This is a genomic window from Pseudofrankia inefficax (assembly GCF_000166135.1).
GTDB lineage: Bacteria > Actinomycetota > Actinomycetes > Frankiales > Frankiaceae > Pseudofrankia > Pseudofrankia inefficax.
The window spans coordinates 702,621-718,138 of sequence record NC_014666.1; the positions used below are offsets into that span (position 1 = coordinate 702,621).

The following is a 15,518-nucleotide window of genomic DNA, read 5'->3' on the forward strand; positions in this document are numbered from 1 at the left end:
CGAACAGCAGGCCCGCGTCTCGAGCGCGAGAGTTCGCCCGGCTAATGATTGCCGTTTCGGCCCTCGGGTGGTTGCGATCGAGCCTGGATCACAACCACGCCAGGGCCGAAACGGCGATCAGGTCCGCTGAGGTCAGTTGATGTCGCGCGTGGGCTGGGCGGCGGCGTGGCGGCCGGCCCGGTACCCCATCACCATGCTGGGGCCGACGCAGGAGCCGCCGCCAGGGTAGGTCCCGCCGAGGACGGACGCCGCGGTGTTGCCCGCGGCGTAGAGGCCGTCGATGATCGGCGTCTCGGTGCCCAGCACGCGGGCGTCGGCGTCGATCTTCGGACCGCCGCTCGTGCCCAGCGTCCCCGGCCACTGCAGGATCGCGCCGTAGATCGGCCCGAGAACCGGCTTGAGGCTCGTGGTGTCGGGGCCGGTGGCGGAGCGGACCTGCTGGGGGTCGCCCCAGTCGGGGTCCTCGCCCTTCTCCGCGAACTCGTTGTAGCGGGCCACGGTCTCCTCGAGGGTGTCCGGGTCGACGCCCATCTTCTCGGCGAGCTCGCGGATGCTGTTGGCCACGAGGAGCCAGGACGGAGCGGGCTGGCCGTTCGGCCCGACGATGACGCCGTCGACGACGTGGCCGCCGAAGACGCCCTTCCCCTCCCACTTCGCCGCGCCGAAGACGCACCAGCCGGGGGCCTTGTTCGTGAAGCCCGGGTTGCGCTGGTCGAAGAAGTTGAAGGGGTGCGAGAAGTCGTTGTACGTGTAGCCGCCGTGCATGAAGCGCTTGCCCTGCTGGTTTACGATGATCGTCCCCGCGCCGAGGCCCATCTCCATCTGCGGCAGCGGGTTGCCGTCGCGGCCGATCTCCCAGGGGTCGTGCATGACGCCGTAGCTGAAGAAGGACGTCATCAGGCCGAGCTTCGCCCCGGCGCGCATCGCCATCCGGTGGCCGTCCCCGGTGTTGGTCCACGGGGTGCACGGCTTCACGTCGTAGCCGAGGAAGGTCTTCACCATGTCCTCGTTCCACTCGAACCCGCCGGTGGCGAGGACGACACCCTTGCGCGCCCCGAGCCGCTGGAGCGCACCGTCCTCGCCGGCGACGACGCCGATGACGCCACCGGCCTCGTTCGTCACCAGGTCGCGCCCCGGGGTGGACCAGCGAACCGAGACACCGCGGTCGAGCAGCGCCTTCAGCAGCGGGGCGACGAGGCCACCGCCCTTGGCCCGGTACCCCTCGGCGCGGCGGCGCAGCAGCTCCTCGCGGGGGACCACCTCGATCGCCTCGGCGTAGGCCACCTCCGGCGGCTTCACCCAGGGGCTGGGGTTCACCCGCGCGGCCCACTCGGCACCGAGCTCGGCCACCGCCGGGTAGGGCTGGCAGGAGACCGACCGCGGGACGTCCTTCGTGCCGGGGATGCGGCCGGGAACGACGGCGTAGTAGTCGGGCAGCCCCTTGTGCGCACGGGTCACGAGCCCGGTGTGGGTCTCCAGGTAGTCCAGTGCCTCCGCGGCGGTGTCGACATAGACCTCGATGAGGTGCGGGTCGTAGGCACGGCCGTCGGAGAGGCGGGTGACGTAGTCGATCGCCTCCTCGCGGGTGTCCTGGTCGGCGATGTGCCGGTTGCACGGGATCCACATGTCCCCGCCGGAGGCCGCCGTCGTCCCGCCGATGTACTCGGACTTCTCGACGACGCAGACGCTCGCGCCACCATCGGCGGCGAGCAGTGCCGAGGTGAGGGCACCCGCGCCGCTTCCCACTACGACGACGTCGAAGACCTCGTCCCACACTTGTGCGCTCATGCCCCGGATTCTCGGTTTCCTGTACCGACCGGTCAAGATGTGCGGCCGATGCGGTTACCCGTACCCCGGCCCGGCTGCCCTGCGTCGAGGACCGGCGCCGGCGCGTGGTACCTCGGCACCTTGCGCGTAGATCGTCTCCGGGGTCCGGCCGCGACGCGGGGAAGCGGCCGACCGGCCGGGTCGGATCCGGCCCGCCGTGGGTACCGAGCGGTCCACGGGGGCGCCCAAAGGTGTCAGTCGATGGTCCTTCGGACCTGGGACCACAGTCCGGCAACCTTATCGGCAACATCACCGGAGCCTGCCGTTTTCCGACTTAACGGACATAAGTGGCCCAACCCCGTCACCTAGGTGCCATTAGGCGCAGTTCAAATCCTCGTTACGTTCTGCGCCAATTCCGGCCCCCAGCCGGGATGGCGCCCGAACCCCCTCCGGGCGGCCAGCGACGAGGAAGGTGCTCGCGACGATGGCATTGAAGACAGGAACCCTCATCTCGTTCGTGGCGATGGCCGCGGCGGCGACCGGCGGCGGCCTCGCCGGTTGTCCCGGGCCAAGCGGCGGGTCGGGCTCGAACCCGGCCAACCCCGCAGGCTGTGCCGACGTCGAGGTGGTCTTCGCCCGCGGCAGCGGTGAGCTGCCCGGCCTCGGAATCACCGGCACCCCGTTCGTCAGCTCGTTGACCTCCGATCTCGCCGGCAAGTCGGTGACCTCGTATGCCGTGAACTACGCGGCCGACCTCGCCCAGACCTCGGCCGGAGCCGGTGCCACCGACATGTCGAACCACGTCGTCTCGGTGGCCGCGAAATGCCCGAACACCGAGTTCGTCCTCGGCGGGTACTCGCAGGGCGCGAGCGTCACCGACATCGCGATTGGCATTCCCACCCTGCTGGGCAGCGGCACGACGATCCCGGCCAGCCTGGCCCCGCGGGTCGCCGCCGTCGTCGTCTTCGGCAACCCGTTGGCGCTGTACGGGCAGCACATCCCGACCGCCAGCTCGCTCTACGGCTCGAAGGCCCAGGAGTTCTGCGCCGCGGGCGACCCCGTCTGCGCGAACGGCGCCAATGGCGTCGCCCACCTGAGCTACCCGACCAACGGGATGACCACGCAGGGCGCGGCCTTCGCCGCCGCCAAGGTCAAGAGCTCCTGACCGTCCGGCCCGGCGGCGCGGCGGCAGCCAGCGCCGCTCCGCCGGGCCGCCGGCCAGGCCCGCGCGGGCCCATACCCTGGCAGGGTGACGCCGGAGGACCTCGCCAACCTCGCGCACCTGCGTCGCGCCCGCGACCTGATGGACCGCGAGTACGCCAGCCCGCTCGACGTGGCCGCGCTCGCCCGGGCCGCGCTGATGTCGACCGCGCACTTCTCCCGGCAGTTCCGGGCCGCGTACGGGGAGACGCCCTACTCCTACCTGATGACCCGGCGCATCGAGCGGGCGAAGGCGCTGCTGCGCCGGGGCGACCTGTCGGTCACCGACGTCTGCATGGCGGTCGGCTGTACCTCGCTCGGCTCGTTCAGCGCGCGCTTCACCGAGCTCGTCGGCGAGACCCCGACGGCCTACCGGGCCCGCGACCACGGCGCGCTCGCGGGCGTGCCGGGCTGCGTCGCCAAGGACCTGACCCGCCCGAGCCGCCGACCGAGCAGGATCGGAGAAGCGCGCGGGCCTGCGGTTCCTTAGCGTTGCGGCCATGGAACTCACCTTTGCCCGCTGCTTCGTCCAGATCAACGACGCCGACCTCGCTCTGGCCTTCTACCGGGACGCGCTGGGCCTCGAGGTGCGCAAGGACGTCGCCAACGAGGGCTTCCGCTGGATCACCGTCGGCGCCGCGTCCCAGCCCGGCGTCGAGATCGTCCTGACGAACTTCGTGCAGGGCAGCCCGTCCGACGTCGACGTCATCGCGGCCCTCGTCGCCAAGGGCGCGATGGGCGGCGTCCACTTCCACACCGACGACCTCGACGGCACCTTCGAGAAGGTGCGCGCGACGGGCGCCGAAGTCGTCCAGGAGCCGACCGAGCAGTTCTGGGGCACGAAGGACTGCGCCGTGCGTGACCCGTCCGGCAACCTGGTACGCATCGACCAGCTGCCCGCCGCCTGAGCACAGAGCCGCCTGAGCATCCGGAGCCCCGGCCAACAGATGAGGACGCGATGAGCATGGCCACGAGGACAGGTACACAGTCGCCGGCGCCCCACGTCGCCGACAGCCAGGACCTGATCCGCGTGCACGGCGCGCGCGTGAACAACCTCAAGGACGTCACCGTCGAGATCCCGAAGCGCCGGCTGACGGTCTTCACCGGCGTCTCCGGCTCGGGCAAGAGCTCCCTGGTCTTCGGGACGATCGCCGCGGAGTCGCAGCGGCTGATCAACGAGACGTACAGCGCGTTCGTGCAGGGCTTCATGCCGACGCTGGCTCGGCCCGAGGTCGACGTGCTCGAAGGGCTGACGACGGCGATCATCGTCGACCAGCAGCGGATGGGTGCCGACTCCCGCTCGACGGTCGGCACCGCCACCGATGCCAACGCCATGCTGCGCATCCTGTTCAGCCGACTCGGTCAGCCGCACATCGGCTCGCCCAACGCGTTCTCCTTCAACGTCCCCTCGGTCCGGGCGAGCGGCGCGATCACCGTCGAGCGCGGCGGGCACAGCCAGGCCGTGAAGAAGACCTTCACCCGGCTCGGCGGCATGTGCCCGCGCTGCGAGGGCCGGGGGACGGTCTCCGACATCGACCTGGCGGAGCTCTACGACGACTCCAAGTCGCTCGCCGACGGAGCCCTCACCATTCCCGGCTACCACGCGGGCGGCTGGAACGGCCGGCTGTACACCGAGTCGGGGTTCGTCGACCCCGACAAGCCGATCCGCGACTACACCAAGAAGGAACTGAACGACTTCCTGTACAAGGAGCCGGTCAGGATGAAGATCGCCGGCATCAACATGACCTACGAGGGCCTGGTCCTGCGGGTCCAGAAGTCGATGCTGTCCAAGGATCCCGACGCGCTCCAGCCGCACATCCGGACCTTCGTGGACCGGGCGGTCACCTTCATGGTCTGTCCCGAGTGCGCGGGCACCCGGCTGGCCGAGTCGGCTCGGTCCTCGCGCATCGAGGACCTCAACATCGCCGACGTCTGCGCGCTGCAGATCAGCGACCTGGCCGGGTGGGTCCGCGGACTGACCGAGCCCTCCGTCGCGCCGCTGCTGGCGTCGCTGCTGCGCACGCTCGAGTCGTTCGTGGAGATCGGGCTGGGCTACCTCTCGCTCGACCGGCCGTCGGGCACGCTGTCCGGCGGCGAGGCCCAGCGGGTCAAGATGATCCGCCAGCTCGGCTCCTCGCTCACCGACGTCACCTACGTCTTCGACGAGCCCACCACCGGGCTGCACCCGCACGACATCCAGCGGATGAACGAACTGCTGCTGCGGCTGCGCGACAAGGGCAACACGGTGCTCATCGTGGAGCACAAGCCGGAGATGATCGCGATCGCCGACCACGTCGTGGACCTCGGCCCCGGCGCAGGCAGCGGCGGTGGCACGGTCTGCTTCGAGGGCACCGTCGAGGGACTGCGGGCGGGCGACACCGTCACCGGCCGTCATCTTGACGACCGGGCCTCGATCAAGGCCTCGGTGCGCCAACCGACCGGCAAGCTGGAGATCCGCGGCGCGACGACCCACAACCTGCGCGACGTCGACGTCGACATCCCGCTCGGGGTACTGGTCGTCGTCACCGGGGTCGCCGGCTCCGGGAAGAGCTCGCTCGTGCACGGCTCGATTCCGGCCGGCGCGGGCGTCGTGTCGGTCGACCAGGGCGCGATCCGCGGCTCGCGGCGCAGCAACCCGGCGACCTACACCGGGCTGCTGGAGCCGATCCGCAAGGCGTTCGCGAAGGCCAACGGCGTGAAGCCCGCCCTGTTCAGCGCCAACTCCGAGGGCGCCTGCCCGACCTGCAACGGCGCCGGCGTCATCTACACCGACCTCGGGATGATGGCGGGCGTCGCCACCACCTGCGAGGACTGCGAGGGGAAGCGGTTCGACGCCTCGGTGCTGGAGTACCGCTTCGGCGGCCGGGACATCAGCGAGGTGCTCGCGATGTCGGTGACGGAGGCCGCGGAGTTCTTCGGCGCCGGCGAGGCGCGCACGCCGGCCGCGCACGCCATCGTCGACCGCCTCGCCGACGTAGGGCTCGGCTATCTGACCCTGGGCCAGCCGCTGACCACGCTCTCCGGCGGCGAGCGGCAGCGGCTGAAGCTCGCCACCCATCTGGCGGAGAAGGGCGGCGTCTACGTCCTGGACGAGCCGACCGCCGGCCTGCACCTCGCCGACGTCGAGCAGCTGCTCGGCCTGCTCGACCGGATCGTCGACTCCGGCAAGTCGGTGATCGTCGTGGAGCATCACCAGGCGGTGATGGCGCACGCCGACTGGCTCATCGACCTCGGCCCCGGTGCCGGGCACGACGGCGGCCGGATCGTCTTCGAGGGAACCCCGGCCGACCTCGTCGCCGCCCGCTCGACCCTCACCGGCCAGCACCTCGCCGACTACGTCACACCCCGCGCCGCCTGACGGCCGCCGGCGGGGTGAGCCGGGCTGTCCACTGACCGACAGCCCCTGGTCAGCGGCCTGCGCGGCGCGGTGTCATCGACCACCCGGTCGAAGTCTGGACCGCGGGGTGGCGGAGCATTGCACCGAGGAGCCGTGGCTCGCGCCGTCTCAGGGGAACGACAGGTGGAGGTAGCCGCGTGATCCCAGATGATCTTCTCGCGTCCGCGCGGGAGAGCACGGGTCTGGACGACTTCGGTGACGACGAGCTCTTCGGCGGGGATGGCTGGCGGGACGGGCTCGCGCTCCTGCTGCGCTGCATCGAGGACGAGGCGAGGTTCAGCGACCTGGGGCAGATGGCAGCCGGGTTCGAGCTGTCCTCCTACCTGGCGAACCGGCTGCGGATCGTCAAGCATCCCTACCGTCTTTCTTGGGTCGACTCGGGCCGGTCGTAGGGTCCGGGGGCCCAGGGGTGTCGGGTATGGCTTTCAAGCATCTGCCGTACGAGTGGCTTCACATGATTGGCCGCCCGGCGCCCCCTCGACGACTCGGCCGCTGATTGAGAATTGCGATCTGATCGCTGCGTAGGGATGAGCCGGCGAGGTCGTCTGTGGACAACGTGCTGGTCAGAGCAGGGAGACACGGGTGGAGCGTGTGTGGGCCGGGGTGGACATCGGCAAGGAGCACCACCATGTGGTGGTGATCGACGCCGACGGCGCCCGAATGCTGTCGCGCCGGGTAGCCAACGACGAGCCGACGCTGCTGGATCTACTCGGCCAGGTCACCGCGTTGGCCGAGCGGGTGCACTGGGCCGTCGACCTCAGCACAGGCGGAGCCGCGTTACTGCTGGGGCTGCTGGTCGCACACGGACAGCAGGTGTTCTACCTGTCCGGCAATCAGGTCAGCCGGGCGGCCGGCGGCTACCGGGGCGAAGGCAAGACCGACGCGAAAGACGCCGCGATCATCGCCGACCAGGTCCGCATGCGCCGGGACCTGGCCCCGATGCGCGTCGACGACGAACTGATCGTCGAGCTGCGGATGCTGGTCGCCCGCCGCCGCGACCTCGCCGGCGACCGGGTTCGCCTGGTCAACAGGCTGCACGAGCACCTGCTGGGCATCAGCCCCGCCCTCGAACGCGTCCTGAACCTGACCAACCGCGGACCGCTGGTCCTGCTCACCCACGTCCAGACCCCGGCCGCCATCCGCCAGCTCGGCCCGGCCGGGCTCGAACAGTGGCTGCGGTCGCAGAAGGTTCGCGGCGCCGCCGCACTGGCCGCCACCGTCACGGCGGCAGCGAACTCCCAACGCACCACCCTGCCCGGCGAACAACTGGCCGCGCAGCTCGTCGCGGACATGGCGAAGGGGGTGATGTCCCTCGACGAGCAGATCGCGCAGACCGACACGCTCATCGAGGGCCGGTTTCACCGCCACCGACACGCCGCCGCCCTGCTGAGCATGCCCGGCATCGGGGTCCTACTGGGCGCGGAATTCCTAGCCGCGACCGGCGGCGACATGGCCGCGTTCACCTCCGCCGACCACCTCGCCGGCTACGCCGGCCTGGCCCCGGCCCCACGCGACTCCGGCCGGATCAGCGGCAACCTGCACCGTCCCCGCCGCTACCACCGCGGCCTGCAACGCGTCTTCTACACCTCCGCGCTGGTCAGCATCCGCTACAACGACCAGTCACGAACCTTCTACGACCGCAAACGATCCGAGGGCAAACGCCACACCCAGGCCGTCCTCGCGCTCGCCCGCCGTCGCGTCAACGTGATCTGGGCGCTCCTGCGCGACAACCGTTGCTACCAACCAGCCCCACCGCCCCTGATCGCGGCCGCAGCCTAGCTTGATCATTTGACAACTTCATTGAGAATCATCGCGAGAACCCGGAGATCCGGGACCGCGACATCGTCCCGCCCGTGGTCATCGTCGGGCAGGCCCGCACCGGCACCACCCTGCTGTTCGACCTGCTGGCCCAGGACCGGGCCCACCGGGCGCCACTGACCTGGGAGGTCGAGGTGCCCCTGCCGCCGCCGCGCACCCAGACCTACTACTCGGACCCACGCATCGACGAGGCCGAGGCATTGATCAGCGTGACGGACACCGTCATCCCCGGGTTCCGCGCGATCCACCAGCTCGGCGGCCGGCTCGCCCAGGAATGCGGCCGGATACTGGGCAGCGCGTTCACCAGCACGATCTTCGCGAACCAGTACCGGGTGCCGAGCTACCTGCGCTGGTGGCTGCACGACGCGGTCCGGGACGGCCACGTCGCGGCGGCCTACACCTGGCACCGCCGGTTCCTGGAGGTGCTGCAGAGCGAGCACCCGGGCGAGCGCTGGCTGCTCAAGTGGCCGTCGCACGTGTGGACGCTGCCGCAGCTGATGGGCGAGTACCCGGACGCCCTGCTCGTGCAGACCCACCGCGACGTCGCGACCCTGGTGGCCTCGAACACCAGCATGGTGGCCGCGCTGCGCCGGCTGTACTCGGACGACGTCGACCGGGACGAGGTCGGGCCCGAGTTCGCGGAGCTGCTGCTGGAGGGGTCGGAGCGCACGGTCGACGTCCGGCTCGACGGCACGGTGCCGGCCGGCCAGGTCGTCGACGTCCCGTTCGCCGAGCTGATGGCCGACCCGCTCGCGACCGTACAAACGATCTACGACCGGTTCGGCTTCGAGCTGCCCGACCCGGCCAGGGCCCGGATGGCCGGCTTCCTGCGGGACAACCCGCGGGCGGCGAGCGGCCACAGCTACACCTTCGCCGACACCGGCCTGGACCTCGCCGACGTCCGGGCCAGGACCGCCCGGTACGCCAAGTACTTCGACGTCGCGCCAGAGCTCGGCTAGGGCCGGCCCGGCGGCTGGCCTCGCCCGGCCCGGCCCCGGCGGCGATCGCCGGGGCCGGGTGCGGAGCTCAGAACGTGATGGGCAGTTTCGCGTAGCCGCGGACGGTGCTGGTGTGCACCCGCACGGCGTTCGCCTGGTCGACGTCCCAGTTCGGGAACCGGAGCAGGGTCTCCTCCACCGCCACCCGGCTTTCCATCCGGGCGAGCCCGGCGCCGAGGCAGAAGTGGATGCCGTGGCCGAACGAGACGTGGCTGTCGACCACGCGGTGGATGTCGTACCGGTCGGCGTCGGCGTACTTGCGTTCGTCCCGGCCGGCGGAACCGGTGAGCAGCAGGACCTTCGAGCCGGCCGGGATGGTGGTCCCGTGCAGCTCGACGTCGCTCTTGGTGAACCGCCCCTGGACCGGTGACGGCGCCTCGTAGCGCAGCGTCTCCTCCAGCGCGTTCCTGATCAGCGACGGGTCGCCGACCAGTTCGGCGCGGGCCGCCGGGTGCTCGGCCAGCAGCGCACCGGTCCAGCCGAGCAGCCGCGCGACCGTCTCGGTACCGGCGCTGATCAGCAGGTTGGTGAAGTCGGCCGCCTCCGAGGTCGACAGCCGGCGGGTGCCGCCGTCGGGCGTCTTGATCTCCGCCTCGGTGAGGGCGGTCATCATGTCGTCGCGTGGCTTCTTGCGCCGGGCCTCGATCTGCTCGGAGAGGTACGTGTGCATCTTGATCTGCGCCGCGAACGAGATGTCGTTGATCATGCCTTTGTCGTCGTCGATGTGCAGCGACTCGTCGATCGTGAGCCGGATCTCCTCGCGGTCCTCCGGGTCGACGCCGATCAGCTCGGAGATCACCATCGACGGCAGCAGCGCCGCGAAGTCCTGGACGTAGTCGAAACCACCGGAGCCGACGAGCGGGTCGAGCAGCTCGGCGGCGATCGCGCGGATCGCGCCCTCCATGCCGCCGACGCGGCGCGGGGTGAACGCTCGGGACACCAGCACCCGCATGGTCGTGTGGACGGGCGGGTCCATGAAGATCATCTGCCCGACGTCCATCGGCTCCGGGCTCATGATCTCCAGGACGGTGCCGTGCGCCGAGCTGAACGTCGCCGGGTCCAGGTGCGCGCCGTCGACGTCGGCGTACCGGGACAGCGCGTAGAAATCGAACTTGTCGTTGCGGTAGACCGGAGCCTCGTCCCGCAGCCGGGACCACACCGGGTGCGGGTCGGCGTCGATGTCCTTGTCGAACGGGTCCCAGTACAGCTCAGTCACGGAAGCCGGCCTCTCTCAGGGCGCAGGTCGAGCCGTCGGTGTCGGCACTGCCTCCGACGAGTTTGACTTACTGTTCCAACTTGTCGAACGGCTGGTGTCTGGGTCAAGTTCGGCGGGACCGGCGCTGTTCGAGGTTCGCGACCAGGCGGCTCATCGCGGCGCGGGCCTGCTCGTGCGCGGTCTCGCGGCCGGCCACCTCGTCCGCCACGAGCCCGAGCGCCAGGCCCTGCATCGTGGTGGCGAGAAGCGCCGGCGGGAACACGTCAGGGTCAAGGCCGTACTCGGTCTGGATCTTGTCCAGCACGGCCATCTGCATCTGCCGCACCACCCGGGCGACCTCGCCGACCTCCGCCCGCAGTGCCGGCCGGTGGTTCGCCGCCGCGAGGAACTCGATGAGCAGCGCCGTGCCGCGGGGGTCGGAGGCGAGATCCCACCACGCCTGCAGGGGCCGGGGCGAGGCCAGCGCCGCCTCCATCCGCTCGACGGTGCGCTCGGAACGCCGGCGCAGCAGCGCGACGAACAGGTCGTCGATGGTCGGGAAGTAGTAGTGCAGCAAGGGCGCCTTGAGGCCGATCCGCTCGGCGACGTTGCGGGAGGTCACCGCCGCGTAGCCCTCGCGCAGCATGATCTCCTCGGCGGCGTCGAGGACGCGGGTCACCTTCTCCTCGGTCGCCGCGCGGCGACGGCGGGGCTCGGCCATCCACCCCTCCCTCGCTCGACACCGGCTCTTCCATCCTGCCCGAGGGCCGCGCTTTTCTTGACACCATCTGGCGGCTGATTTTGAATAGCTGTTCAAACTCAGCTCGACAGGTGGCGCGTCGCCGGGAGGTGTCCGAGTGAGCAACCCGAGCCCGGTGTACTGGGATCCGTTCGACCGTGAGATCGCCGAGGATCCCTACCCGACCTACCGGCGGCTGCGGGCCGAGGCGCCGCTCTACTACAACGACCGCCACGACTTCTACGTGCTCAGCCACTGGGACGACGTCAACCGGTCACTGGTCGACTGGGCCACCTTCTCCTCGGCGCGGGGCCCGATCCTCGAGGTCATCAAGGCGAACATCAAGATCCCGCCGGGGACGCTGCTCATGGAGGACCCGCCGATCCACGACCTCCATCGCCGCCTGCTCGCCCGGGTCTTCACGCCGCGGCGGGTGATGTCGCTGGAATCCGAGATCCGGGACTTCTGCGTCCGGTGCCTTGATCGTCTCGCCGGGTCGGCGAGCTTCGACCTGATGGCCGAGTTCGCCAACGAGGTCCCGATGCGGGTCATCGGCATGCTGCTCGGCATCCCGGAGGCCGACCAGGCCGCGGTCCGGGAGCGGGCCGACGCCAAGCTGCGCACCGAGCCCGGGAAGCAGATGAAGGTGTCCGCGAAGGCGCTGATGGACACCGACCTGTTCGCCGACTACATCGACTGGCGGGCCGCCCATCCGTCCGACGACCTCATGACCGAACTGCTGAACGCCGAGTTCGAGGACGAGACGGGGACGACGCGCACGCTCACCCGTGAGGAGATCCTGACCTACGTGACCGTGCTGGCCGGTGCCGGCAACGAGACGACCGCCCGCCTGATCGGCTGGCTGGTCGCCCTGCTCGACCGGCACCCCGACCAGCGCGCGGACCTGGTCGAGAACCCCGGGCTGATCCCGAACACCATCGAGGAGACGCTGCGCTTCGAGCCCACCGGCCACGCGATCGCCCGCTACGTCACGAAGGACGTGGAGCTCTACGGCCAGACGGTCCCGGCCGGCAGCGCGATGATGTTGCTGCTGGCTTCCGCCAACCGTGACGAGCGGCGTTGGGACGGCGGCGAGTGTTTCGATGTTCGTCGCAAGATCGACCAGCACATCACCTTCGGAATCGGCACTCATTACTGCCTCGGCGCGGCGCTGGCTCGACTCGAAGGCCGTATTGCGCTCGAGGAGATCCTCGCGCGTTTTCCCACCTGGGACGTCGACTGGGACAACTCGGCGCTGTCCTCGACCTCCACCATGCGCGGCTGGGAGCACCTTCCCATCAGCGTCGGCTGACCGCCGCGACTTTTCGCAGGCACTGCAACCGCCACCAAGACCCGAGACCGAGCCGACCGACGCCGGGCGGTCGGTCGACACTGGACGGAGAACCCGATGGGAAAGCTCGACGGCAAGGTCGCCTTCATCACCGGAGCGGCCCGCGGGCAGGGCCGTAGCCACGCGGTGCGGCTGGCCGAGGAGGGCGCCGACATCATCGGCATCGACATCTGTGCGCAGATGGAGTCGGTCCAGTACCCGATGGGCACCCAGGCTGAGCTGGACCAGACCGTCAAGGAGGTCGAGGCGCTCGGCCGGCGCATCGTGGCGTTGAAGGCGGACGTCCGTGACGTTGCCGGGCTCCAGGCGGCATTCGACGAGGGCGTGGCCGCGCTCGGGCCGGTCGACATCGTCGTGGCGAACGCCGGCATCGGCGCCGGCGGCAAGGCGATCGCCCCGGAGACGGAATGGGACGAGGTCGTCGCCGTCAACATGACCGGCGTGTGGAACACCGGCCGGGTCGCGATTCCGTCCATGCTCCAGCGCGGTAAGGGCGGCTCGATCATCCTTACCAGCTCCACCGGCGGCCTCGTCGGTGTCGGCATTCCCACGTCGGGATTCCTCGCCTACACCGCGGCGAAGCACGGCGTCATCGGGCTGATGCGTTCGTGGGCGAACTTCCTGGCCCCGCACATGATCCGGGTCAACAGCGTCGCGCCGACCGCGGTACGCACCCCGATGGCCGGCGACGGCGACCTCAAGGCGATCATGGAGCGCAACCCGGCGCTCGCCAACGCGCTGACCAACGCCATGCCCGTCGACCTGGTCGAGCCCCTCGACGTCTCGAACGCGGTCCTGTGGCTGGCCTCCGACGAGGCTCGCTACATCACCGGCACCGTCGTCCCCGTCGACGCCGGCCTCATCAACAAGCGATAGCCGGCACGCCCGCGCGGCGAGCGATCCTGGCCACGGACACCGCGCCGGGCCTGATCGTCGTCTTGGCCCTGGGGCGGTTATGGAAACGCCCGCATCACGACCGCCCCAGGGCCAAATCCGCGATCAAGATGACGCGAGCGCACTGAGCTGTCAGGGGCCCGAAACCGGTCGGACCGGGTCCGAGGCGCCGCTAGTACATTGCGTTACACCATGGGTCGTTGTCGGGCAAGAGGGGCGCGGGTTGGCCGGCGGCGGCTGCTGCCGCTCCTGGTGCTGGCGTTGGCGCTCGTGGCCGGCTGCGGGCGGGTCGACCCGAACGAGGGCTTTCCCGGATTTCAGGACACGCTGGCGCCGTCGGGGCAGGCGGCCGGCGGTGCGGACGCCGCGTCGTCCGACTCCGGCGCTGGTCAGCCGACGGACGCAGCCGACCAGGGCGCGCCGCGGCCCGTCGCGACCCCGGGCCCGGGGTCCGCCCCGTCGGCCGGCTCGAATGGCGCCGCCGGCGCCGCCGCGACCGCGTCGGCGAAGGTGAGTCCGTCGGGCACGGCGGCCAACCACGGCCCGACCGCGGCGGTCACCACCAGCTCGATCAAGCTCCCCGTCGAGACCACCACTCCCGCCGCCAAGCCGACGACCGCGAAGCCGACCGGCGGCATCGTCCTGCCGCACTGATCGTCCTGCCGCACTGATCCATCTGTCGCACTGATCCACCTGGCGCACGGATCCGCCCGGCGGCCTCCGGACCGGTCGGACGACGCCTGAACGGTCGGTGGTCCGGTCTACCCTGACGGACAGAACGGACCTCAGGGCGACCCCGGGCGAACAGGGGAAGAACGATGACCACACTGGCGGACCGGCCCAACACGGCGCTTCTCGTGGTGGACGTGCAGACCGAGGTCGTCGCCGCGGCCTATGACCGGGACGCCGTCGTGGCGAACATCCGTGAGCTCGTCGACGAGGCCCGGCGGGCCGGCGTGCCGGTGGTCTGGGTCCGGCACTCCGACGAGAGCCTGGTGCGCGGGTCGGCGGGCTGGCAGATCGTCGCGGAGCTGGTTCCCGACGGTGGTGAACCGCTCGTCGAGAAGAGCTACGGCGACGCCTTCGAGGCCACCACGCTGGAAGACGTGCTGGCGGGGCTCGGGGTAGGGCGGCTGGTCGTGGCCGGCGCCGAGACCGATGCCTGTATCCGGTCGACGTTGCACGGTGCCTTCACCCGGGGCTACGACGCGGTCCTCGTCAGCGACGCGCACACCACCGGCGACAGGAGCGCCTGGGGTGCGCCACCGCCGGAGCAGGTCATCGGGCACACCAACCTGTACTGGACCTACCAGACCGCCCCCGGCCGGACCGCCGGCACCGTCGCGACCAAGGACGTCGGCTTCGGCGCCGCGCACTGAGCCGAGCGTGCCCGAGCGGCTGGGGGCTGGGGGCCGGACGGTGCCAGGGAGGACGACGCGGTGAGCGATGACGCGACGGGCGCCACCCGGCGGCGGGCCCGCGAGCCACGGCGCGTCAAGCGGCTGCTGGTGGTGGGCGCGGCCGTCGGGCTGCTGGCCGTCGGCGGTGGGTTCGGATTTCTCGGCGGCCGGCTGTCCGCCCCGGCGGGGCGGTCCGCGGACCGGGCGGTCCGGCCGCAGGAGAAGGTCCAGCACGCCGCGGCCGTCCGCTACGGCAACCTGACGTTCCGCCCGACCGGGCTGACCTGCGGGATGCGGTGGGCCTTCGGCACGCACGCGGAGCTGGAGGCCAAGGGCCAGTACTGCCGGCTCGGCGTCGTCGTCGAGAACATCGACTCGACCTTCCATGACCTCGTCACCGGGAGGCAGCGCCTGGTGGACTCCGCCGGAAAGGCGTACGCACCGAGTTTCGACGTCATGCGGGCGAAGCGGCAGCCGGACTCGATCACCCTCGGTGCCCGGGATGCGGTCGAGATCGACCTCTGGTTCGACGTGCCGGCGGGCGGCCGGATCGACGCCGCCCGCCTGGTCGGTGACGACGACCCGTCCGGCATCGACGTCGTCGTCAACACCCCGCGTCCGTCCGGCGGCGCTCGCGTCCCGTTGACGATGTAGGCGGCCCGGACGGCGTCGTCCGGACCTTGGGCACCTGGCATCCTCGGGTGACGGTTGCGTGGGGTCTTGTCCGGAGAATCACCCTGGAGGCGGTCAGATTCTTCG

General features: G+C 70.6%; 15 protein-coding genes. 12 read left to right on the top strand and 3 right to left on the bottom strand.

Annotated features, from left to right (window positions below):
* Window positions 1-132: 132 nt before the first annotated feature.
* Entirely contained in the window at window positions 133-1,788 is a 1,656-nt protein-coding gene (locus tag FRAEUI1C_RS02790) for an FAD-dependent oxidoreductase (RefSeq protein ID WP_013421762.1), read from the bottom strand.
* A gap of 463 nt (window positions 1,789-2,251) precedes the next feature.
* On the opposite strand from FRAEUI1C_RS02790, the gene FRAEUI1C_RS02795 reads away from it, so the two are divergent.
* The 7 genes from FRAEUI1C_RS02795 (at window position 2,252) to FRAEUI1C_RS02825 (ending at window position 9,141) form a co-directional block, all read left to right on the top strand.
* Window positions 2,252-2,932 carry a cutinase family protein gene (locus tag FRAEUI1C_RS02795; protein ID WP_013421763.1) on the top strand — a complete coding sequence of 227 codons (681 nt, stop codon included), beginning with the start codon at window positions 2,252-2,254 and terminating at the stop codon, window positions 2,930-2,932.
* Between the two features lie 84 nt (window positions 2,933-3,016).
* Window positions 3,017-3,457, top strand: coding sequence for a helix-turn-helix transcriptional regulator (locus tag FRAEUI1C_RS02800; protein WP_013421764.1), 441 nt, complete (start codon window positions 3,017-3,019; stop codon window positions 3,455-3,457).
* Window positions 3,458-3,467: 10 nt separating this feature from the next.
* Complete coding sequence (locus FRAEUI1C_RS02805; protein WP_013421765.1) at window positions 3,468-3,875, top strand: VOC family protein; 408 nt, start codon at window positions 3,468-3,470, stop codon at window positions 3,873-3,875.
* 50 nt (window positions 3,876-3,925) lie between these two features.
* The gene (locus FRAEUI1C_RS02810; protein WP_013421766.1) at window positions 3,926-6,325 is read left to right on the top strand and encodes an ATP-binding cassette domain-containing protein; all 2,400 of its coding nucleotides are present in this window, start codon (window positions 3,926-3,928) and stop codon (window positions 6,323-6,325) included.
* A 176-nt stretch (window positions 6,326-6,501) separates the two neighbouring features.
* Window positions 6,502-6,756, top strand: a complete 255-nt coding sequence (locus tag FRAEUI1C_RS02815) for a hypothetical protein (RefSeq protein ID WP_041258754.1) — start codon at window positions 6,502-6,504, stop codon at window positions 6,754-6,756.
* 190 nt (window positions 6,757-6,946) lie between these two features.
* Window positions 6,947-8,143: an IS110 family RNA-guided transposase gene (locus FRAEUI1C_RS02820; RefSeq protein WP_013421767.1), complete on the top strand. Its 1,197-nt coding sequence runs from the start codon at window positions 6,947-6,949 to the stop codon at window positions 8,141-8,143.
* A gap of 74 nt (window positions 8,144-8,217) precedes the next feature.
* Window positions 8,218-9,141 carry a sulfotransferase family protein gene (locus FRAEUI1C_RS02825; RefSeq protein ID WP_049806804.1) on the top strand — a complete coding sequence of 308 codons (924 nt, stop codon included), beginning with the start codon at window positions 8,218-8,220 and terminating at the stop codon, window positions 9,139-9,141.
* A 67-nt stretch (window positions 9,142-9,208) separates the two neighbouring features.
* On the opposite strand, the gene FRAEUI1C_RS02830 is transcribed toward FRAEUI1C_RS02825, so the two are convergent.
* The gene (locus FRAEUI1C_RS02830) at window positions 9,209-10,396 is read right to left on the bottom strand and encodes a cytochrome P450 (RefSeq protein ID WP_013421768.1); all 1,188 of its coding nucleotides are present in this window, start codon (window positions 10,394-10,396) and stop codon (window positions 9,209-9,211) included.
* A gap of 103 nt (window positions 10,397-10,499) precedes the next feature.
* Entirely contained in the window at window positions 10,500-11,096 is a 597-nt protein-coding gene (locus FRAEUI1C_RS02835; RefSeq protein WP_013421769.1) for a TetR/AcrR family transcriptional regulator, read from the bottom strand.
* A 136-nt stretch (window positions 11,097-11,232) separates the two neighbouring features.
* On the opposite strand from FRAEUI1C_RS02835, the gene FRAEUI1C_RS02840 reads away from it, so the two are divergent.
* The 5 genes from FRAEUI1C_RS02840 to FRAEUI1C_RS02860 all read left to right on the top strand — a co-directional run bounded on the left by FRAEUI1C_RS02840 (window position 11,233) and on the right by FRAEUI1C_RS02860 (window position 15,413).
* Entirely contained in the window at window positions 11,233-12,426 is a 1,194-nt protein-coding gene (locus FRAEUI1C_RS02840; RefSeq protein ID WP_013421770.1) for a cytochrome P450, read from the top strand.
* Between the two features lie 96 nt (window positions 12,427-12,522).
* Window positions 12,523-13,341: a mycofactocin-coupled SDR family oxidoreductase gene (locus FRAEUI1C_RS02845; protein ID WP_013421771.1), complete on the top strand. Its 819-nt coding sequence runs from the start codon at window positions 12,523-12,525 to the stop codon at window positions 13,339-13,341.
* Between the two features lie 210 nt (window positions 13,342-13,551).
* Window positions 13,552-14,013: a hypothetical protein gene (locus FRAEUI1C_RS02850; protein WP_157734791.1), complete on the top strand. Its 462-nt coding sequence runs from the start codon at window positions 13,552-13,554 to the stop codon at window positions 14,011-14,013.
* A gap of 164 nt (window positions 14,014-14,177) precedes the next feature.
* Complete coding sequence (locus FRAEUI1C_RS02855; RefSeq protein WP_013421773.1) at window positions 14,178-14,738, top strand: isochorismatase family protein; 561 nt, start codon at window positions 14,178-14,180, stop codon at window positions 14,736-14,738.
* A gap of 60 nt (window positions 14,739-14,798) precedes the next feature.
* The gene (locus tag FRAEUI1C_RS02860) at window positions 14,799-15,413 is read left to right on the top strand and encodes a hypothetical protein (protein WP_013421774.1); all 615 of its coding nucleotides are present in this window, start codon (window positions 14,799-14,801) and stop codon (window positions 15,411-15,413) included.
* The last annotated feature ends 105 nt before the right edge of the window (window positions 15,414-15,518 follow it).